General features: G+C 40.1%; 3 protein-coding genes. All 3 read right to left on the bottom strand.

What is annotated here, in order from left to right:
* A partial coding sequence (locus ACT2CV_RS00840) for a beta strand repeat-containing protein (protein ID WP_464974039.1) occupies positions 1 to 4,064 on the bottom strand: 4,064 nt, incomplete at its 3' end.
* On the bottom strand, positions 4,046 to 4,582 hold the full coding sequence (locus ACT2CV_RS00835) for an ESPR domain-containing protein (protein ID WP_464973726.1): 537 nt from the start codon (positions 4,580 to 4,582) through the stop codon (positions 4,046 to 4,048). The genes ACT2CV_RS00840 and ACT2CV_RS00835, both read right to left, overlap by 19 nt.
* Before the next feature lie 293 nt (positions 4,583 to 4,875).
* A complete protein-coding gene (miaB, locus tag ACT2CV_RS00830) occupies positions 4,876 to 6,300 on the bottom strand; it encodes a tRNA (N6-isopentenyl adenosine(37)-C2)-methylthiotransferase MiaB (RefSeq protein WP_464973725.1) in 1,425 nt (474 codons plus the stop codon).
* Positions 6,301 to 6,329 lie beyond the last annotated feature (29 nt).

Raw genomic sequence — 6,329 nt, 5'->3', positions numbered from 1 at the left:
TTAGTTGTTCCATTAACCGTTAAATCTTTCTCAACGGTTTGATTTCCACCAATATAGCTATTGCCCACCACAGTTTGGTTACCTACGGTCGTACTGTCTCCCATAACTGTCTGATTGCCATCTACAGCCTGGTCACCGTTAATAATGCTGTTACCTGCAACTGTTTGGTTGCCACCGATGTGCGTATCACCATTTAAATTAGTTGTTCCATTAACCGTTAAATCTTTCTCAACTGTTTGATTTCCGCTAATGGTGCTATTACCTGCAACTGTTTGGTTACCACCAACAGTTACATTTCCTGTGGTAGTTAAATCTGTGAAAGTCGGTTTATCCGAAATTTCAATCGTAACCTTATCTGTTGTAGCATTAGTTCTGACATTCTTTGTACTGAATGGACCTGTTCCATTACCACCAACTATATTCAAAGTTGTGCCTAATTTCTGTTTGGTTGAGCCTGTATCACCGTTAAAGGTTAAGCCCCCATCCGTCAATTCTTTTGTTGCTGTAGAAATCCATTTTTCAACCTGTCCTTTATTGACTGCATCTGTGTCATTTTTAGCATCACCAATATTAGTGATAGTGTTTCCACCCATATTTACAGTCGTATTTCCAGCAATATTAAAAGTTTTACCTTCACCACCAATGGTTGTATTACCATTAAGGTTAGTGTCACCATTAACTGTTAAGTTCTTAGCAATTGTTTGATTTCCAGCAATAGTGCTATTACCCGCAACGGTTTGGTTGCCACCAATATGCGTGTCGCCATTTAAATTAGTTGTTCCATTAACAGTTAAATCTTTCTCAACAGTTTGGTTTCCTGCAATGGTGCTATTACCCGCAACTGTTTGGTTTCCACCAATATGCGTATCGCCATTTAAATTCGTTGTTCCATTAACAGTTAAATCTTTCTCAACTGTTTGATTTCCGCTAATGGTGCTATTACCCGCAACAGTTTGGTTGCCACCGATGTGCGTATCACCATTTAAATTAGTTGTTCCATTAACCGTTAAATCTTTCTCAACTGTTTGATTTCCGCTAATGGTGCTGTTACCAGCAACCGTTTGGTTACCATTAACAGTTACATTTCCTGTGGTAGTTAAATCAGTAAAGGTCGGTTTATCCGAAATTTCAATCGTAACCGTATTTTCTGTCGCTTTAGTTCTTACATTATTAGTACTGAATGAACCTGCTCCATTACCACCAACTATATTCAAAGTTGTGCCTAATTTTTGTGTGGTTGACCCTGTATTACCGTTAAAGGTTAAGCCCCCATCCGTCAATTCTTTTGTTGCTGTAGAAATCCACTTTTCAACCTGTCCTTTATTGACTGCATCTGTGTCATTTTTAGCATCACCAACATTAGTGATAGTGTTTCCACCCATATTTACAGTCGTATTTCCAGCAACATTAAAAGTTTTACCTTCACCACCAATGGTTGTATTACCATTAAGGTTAGTGTCGCCATTAACTGTTAAGTTCTTAGCAATTGTTTGATTTCCAGCAATGGTGCTATTACCTGCAACGGTTTGGTTTCCACCAATATGCGTGTCGCCATTTAAATTCGTTGTTCCATTAACAGTTAAATCTTTCTCAACAGTTTGGTTTCCGCTAATGGTGCTATTACCTGCAACACTTAAATTACCTGTTGTAGTTAAGTTAGCAAAAGTTGGGTTTTTATCTATACGAATCTCAATGCCACCATCTTGAGTTGCAACTGTTTTCACATTTGACGCATCATATTGTTCGTCTGCTTGTTTACCTGTACCCACGATTTGCATTGTTGAACCTAACGTACGATTAACTTCAACACCACTATTGCCAGAGAATTTCAAGCCTTTGTTTATTAACGTATCAGTTAAATCTGTTTTCGCATCATTAACGGCTTTATAAACTTCAGCACCATTTACTGCATTTGTACTTGTCGCATTCACACCACCATTAGAGACATTGGTGATTTGTTTGCTATTTGCGTCAATGCCATTTTTTGCGGTTAATTTACCTCCAACAGTGGCATCACCAGTAGTATTTAAAGTTGTAAATGTTGGATTTTGTGAAACAGCAACAGTGATGTTATTCGCTTCTTTAGTTACTACAACATTATCGCCTTGTTTAATTCGCACAATATTCGCTGTACTATTCACGTTAGTTGCTTCAGCATCGGTTTGATTATTGATACCCAATAACCAGTTACCTGAAGCGCTTTTCACTGCATCTTTCACTGCTTTATCAACAGCCGCATCTAATTGACCTTTGTTAACAGCGTCTGAATTGTCTGTTGCATCGCCTAACCCTGTAATTTTGTTGTTAGACATATTCACTATTGTACCACCAGCCACAGTGAAGTTTTTGCCATTACCGCCAATTGTGGTGTTCCCAGTTGCAGTTAAGTCACCCGTATTTACGCTTGTGAAAGTTGGAGTATCATTTACTGCGATACTGATTTTATTTTCAGATTGGGTAATATTCACATTTTTACCAGCGTCAATCGTAACAGTTTCACCCATATTGATTTTATCGGTACGAACTCCTGCCAAATTACCACCAGTTGATTTACTTGCTGTTAAACTCCAACCTTTGTTCACTTCGTTTTGTACAGCCTGCGCTTTATTATCTGCAGCAACAGCTTTTGCGTCTGCGTTTGCAGCAGCTGTTTTTGCTGCATCAGCTTTAGCGTCCGCAGCAACAGCTTTTGCATCTGCAGTTGCCGCTGCTTCTTTAACAGTGTTTAACTGAGCACCATTTACTGCATCTTTACTAGTTGCAGAAACATCACCTGCACCCACATTAGTAATTTTATTACCACCCGCGTCTAAGCCGCCTTGTGCAGTCACTTTACCTGCAAAGGTTGGAGCATCGACCGTTTTCACCGTAATGTTGTTGCCCGAACGGCTTACATCGATATTTGTGCCTTTAATCACACGCACAACATTGTTGGTTTTGTTTACAGTGGCTAAGTTAGTTTCTGAATTTGCTCCTAACTGCCAGCTGCCACCAGCATTTGCAACTGCGTCATCTAATTGTTTTCTGTTTACTGCGTCAGTAGGCTGTTCTCCTGCTTTAACCCCAGAGATTATGTTTCCCCCCATATTGATGGTTGTACCAGCACCTGCAGTAAAACCTCCATTGGCGTTAATCGCATTATTAAATGTTGCCGCCCCAGTAAATGTTGTTGCTCCGCCAAATGTTGCTGGACCACTCACGTTTAATTTTGTTGAGGTCACATTGGTGAATGTCACATCATCTTCTGTTTTAATGGTAATTTGGTTATTCTTTTTAGCCACAACAATGTTTTTGCCTTGGGCAATATCAACTGTTCCGTTGTTGGCAATAAATGAATCGCTCTCCCCATTGGCTGTCAAATGGAAACCTGAGTTGTTGATTGCTGTCACTACTTCGCTGGATTTGGCTAAACCAGTACCAGTCGCAATAGCTTCTCCTTGTTTTGTTGAAGTAATTGCTTTCGTTTTTACTTTGAAACGAACAATTGCATTGTCACCATCATCTTTTACATCGGATTGAATCAGCTCATCGTCACCTTCACTGTGCATAAATTTCACAATGCCGTTGTTATTGATACGAGACTTAGCTTTTCCATCATTTCCAGCTACGTTAAATCCAGTATTTTTTACTACATCATAAAGTTGGCTACCGTTTACCGCATCAGTTGACTCTGCAGTTACTCGGCCTTGTGCTACGTTCACAATTTGACGTTTGTGGCTTGCATTACCCACAGAAAGCACAGAACCTTGATTATTTTGATCTTTTGGATTAACCGTAGTGCCACTATCGTTTGCAAATGCATAGCTTAAATTTTTGCTCTTATCTTCTGTTGCAGAGCCAGCACCTAATGCAAGAGCATTTTCGTGAGTTGCACGTGCTTTTCGACCTAATGCAATACTGTCTGTAGCTGTTGCTTGGGTGTTTTCTCCATCGCCATAGTAATCTGAATTACCCGTTGTTTTGTCCGAACCAATCGCAATAGAACCAGTACCAGAACTTAATACAGATTTACCTATACCGATTGCTCGATCACCACTTACAGCGGCTACCGTACCAATAGCCATTGAGTAATCACCTTTTGCCCCTGCTTGACGCATAATCGCAAGAGAGTTCGCCCCATTGCAGATGCAGCTGCACCAACAGCAACAGCACCTGAAGACGCATCACCTGTATTAGCGTGCCCGCCAAGAGCGACGGACAAGGCTCCATGAGCTTTTGCATTATCACCATAAGCAACCCCACCATTCTTGGCATAAGAATTTGCACCTAACGCTCTAGGCAGATCAGCTCCACCACCATAGTTACCAACACCCGTAGCTCCAAACGGATGTTGATTCACAGGGTTATTATAGTTTTCTACCGCAGCACCGCCCGGATCCTTTGGATTTTGATATGTACCACCGTCAGGGACCGCAAATGCATTCACTGATAACAATGCTAATGAAAGAATAGTTAATTTAAAGAAAACACCTTTCTCACAATTTGACTGGCTAGATGCCTTAACACGACCTTTTGCTAACTCCGACACAGCAGTCCAAGTTTGTGTTGAATGATTCCAAATGATTCGGAAAATTTTGTTCATATAAATGACCTTTTTCTTGTAAATTTTAGAAAAAAACAGGGTATTTTGAGTTCACAAAAACACCCTGTTTTGATAATTAGTAAAAAACGAGGCTACAATACACCAAAATCGCTCAAAAAACTAGCGAAAAATGATGGAAAAATGTAAATATTTAGTAAATTAATTCGGTTAATCTGACTATTTATCACATTACATTTAAAACAAAGAACGCTACAATAGCCACTGATTAAAAATTAAAAAGAGATACATTGGTATCTCTTTTATATAAAGTGCGGTGTAAATTGAAGCTGTTTTTACCCAGTAAAACGCCCGACGCCTAATTCATCTTCTTTGCGGGTGCGATTGATGACCGATTGTGGCGATTGCACAACGCGTAGCCCCATTTGATCTTCAGTACGCACCACGTCACCACGCAATGAGTTAGTGAATACATCCGTAATTTTAATATCAACGAATTTACCAATCATATCTGGTGTCCCTTTGAAGTTCACAATACGATTGGTTTCCGTACGACCTGTTAACTCCATAATGTCTTTTTTAGAAGGGCCTTCCACCAACACGCGTTGTTCCGTCCCCAGCATTGCGCGGCTAAATTGTGCCGCTTGATTATTAATTCGTTGTTGCAACAAGTACAAGCGTTGTTTTTTCTCATCTTCTGTTACATCATCGGGCATATCCGCTGCTGGCGTGCCTGGGCGTGCAGAATAGATAAAACTAAAACTCATATCAAAATTGACTTGTGCGATTAAATTCATGGTGTCTTCAAAATCTTGATCAGTTTCCCCTGGGAAGCCCACGATAAAATCAGAACTGATTTGAATATTTGGACGCACTTTGCGTAATTTACGGATAATGGCTTTGTATTCTAGCGCGGTATGATTACGTTTCATCATAGTTAATACGCGATCTGAACCACTTTGTACCGGCAAATGCAAGAAACTCACTAATTCTGGCGTGTCGCTATACACATCAATAATGTCATCTGTAAATTCAATTGGATGGCTTGTGGTAAAACGTAAGCGGTCGATACCGTCAATTGCTGCCACTAAACGCAACAATTCCGCAAAAGTGCAAATATCGCCATCATGAGTTGCGCCACGATAAGCGTTCACATTTTGCCCTAATAAATTTACTTCACGTACGCCTTGCTCAGCTAACTGTGCAATTTCAAATAAAATATCGTCCACAGGTCTGCTGACTTCTTCACCTCGTGTATAAGGCACCACGCAGAATGAACAATATTTATTACAACCTTCCATAATGGAAACAAACGCCGTTGGACCTTCTGCTTTCGGCTCAGGCAAGCAGTCGAATTTCTCAATTTCAGGGAAACTCACATCGACGACGGAACTTTTACCACCACGAATTTGGTTAATCATTTCAGGCAAACGGTGCAAAGTTTGTGGTCCAAAAATAATATCCACAAAAGGCGCACGCTCACGAATATGGGCGCCTTCTTGTGACGCCACACAACCACCTACACCAATCACTAAATTCGGATTATGTTTTTTTAATTGTTTCCAACGTCCTAATTGATGAAACACTTTTTCTTGTGCTTTTTCACGAATAGAACAAGTATTGAGCAGCAACACATCCGCTTCTTCCGCTTCTTCTGTTAATTCCAAGCCATGTGTGCTTAAAAGCAAATCTGCCATTTTTGAGCTGTCGTACTCATTCATTTGACAGCCCCAAGTTTTAATATGTAATTTCTGTGCCATATTTATATGATGTATTTTAATGGTTTATA

This window comes from Reella acinonychis (assembly GCF_052384575.1).
GTDB lineage: Bacteria > Pseudomonadota > Gammaproteobacteria > Enterobacterales > Pasteurellaceae > JBQSUQ01.
This window is presented reverse-complemented; position numbering and strand designations above follow the sequence as displayed.